The organism is Streptomyces sp. CNP082 (assembly GCF_059570535.1).
Genome location: NZ_JCANSZ010000142.1, coordinates 1 through 1,593, shown reverse-complemented (window position 1 = coordinate 1,593; position 1,593 = coordinate 1). Strand labels below are relative to the sequence as shown.

1 protein-coding gene is annotated in these 1,593 nt (G+C 66.9%); it reads right to left on the bottom strand.

Annotation, left to right across the window (positions count from 1 at the left end; translation table 11 throughout):
* Positions 1 to 1,415: golvesin C-terminal-like domain-containing protein (locus tag B124_RS36985; protein WP_496507405.1), on the bottom strand; the 1,415-nt coding region annotated here is incomplete at its 3' end.
* Between the last annotated feature and the right edge of the window lie 178 nt (positions 1,416 to 1,593).

Here is a 1,593-nt window from a genome sequence, read left to right as displayed (position 1 = left end):
GTCTTCAGGGCGCCGTTGGCGTAGTAGTCGTGGTCGAGCTGGTTGCCGTTGGCTTTGGTCTCGACGTCGACCATGCCGCGGGGGGTGTAGGTGTAGCTGGTGGTCTTGCGGGTCGGGTCGGTCTCCGACGTGGTGTCGGCTATCTTCACCGTGTCGATCTGGTTGCGGGTGTTGTAGGTGTAGCCGGCCCACTGGTCGGGGTGGGTGACCGTCTCGGGCTGTCCGTTGGCGTCGTAGGTGAACGCGGTGGCCTTCTTCTCCTCACCAGCCAGGTTCTCGGTGACCTTCTCAAGCTGGTTCAGGCCGGTGTAGGCCATGGTGTAGGCGTCGATCTTCGCGCCCGTACTGGTGTCGTCGATGTCGGTGAGGTTGCCGTTGGGGTCGTAGCGGTAGCCGAAGACCTTCTCCTCGGTGTCGGCTGCCGCATCGTAGGAGCGCACGAGCTTGACGGCATCCGCACTGACCGTGCCGCGGCCGGTTCCGGAGACGGTGATCGACTTGGTTCCCTGCTTGTAGCGGTACGTGCCGAGCTTCACCCACCGGTCGGCGTTCTCGGCCTGGTCGATGTTCCTGGTCGCGGTGCCGCCGGCGTGGTCGATGCGGTAGGCGGCGGTGCCGGCGTCCGACTTGGCCGGGTAGGTGGCGTAGGCGGTGTACTCGCCGTCGCGGGGGATGGCCGTCTGCCAGGTGAACGACCCGTCTGCCGAATGCTGGCTGCGGTGGTTGAACCCCGTGTCCTTCGGATCGCCGGACAGGGCGATGGACTTCGACGCCTTCCAGGTCCCGGAGGTGGAGGTGTGCTGGGTGTCGGAGTTGTCGACCAGGACCACGGCCGATCCGTCAGGAACGCCTGCGTCCTTCTTGGTCTGCAGGGACCCGTCGGGGTAGTAGGCCCAGTCCATCGGACGTTCAATGGAGCCGCCGGAAGACAGGCGCCGGCTCGTCTGCTGGCCGAGGTCGTTGTAGTCGTAGCGGGTGACGATCTCCCACGGGTCGGTGGCGGTCTTGATCCAGCCGGTGTCGAAGTACTCATAGACGGTGTCGTTGCGCACCGTCTGGCCCGCCGAGGGGGGTGCGGAGACCGTCTTGACCCGTCCGACCTCGTCGTAGAGCGTCTCGGTGTAGATGTCGGGGTTGTTGTAGCGGGAGTCGTTCGGGTCGTAGGGCTGGTACTGCCGCCACGGCCGGTTCAGCTCGTCGTAGGTGGTGCGGTGGGTGAAGTCGTCCGCCGTCCCCGTGGTGGCGACGCCGCGGGGGGTTTCGACCTCGGTGCGGTTGCCGGCCTGGTCATAGTCGAACCTCGTGGTGCGCACCGTGCCCGCGTCAGCGTCGTAGGGGACGCGTTGTTCGACCGGCAGGCTGCGTTCGTCGTACTCGGTCTCGGTGGTGTGGCCGGCCTGGTCTGTCGAAGCCACGACCAGGGAGTCTTTGTCGTAGGTGGCCTCAGTGGTTTCGCCTGCGGCGTCGGTGACCGTCTTCGGGCGGTGGTTGAGGCGGTGGCCAGCCGGCCAGGACGTCGCCGGTGAGTTCGGCGACCCAGGCGCCGTCACGGATCTCGCCGTCCGGCTCGACGGCCGGCGTCCAGGCAGAGGG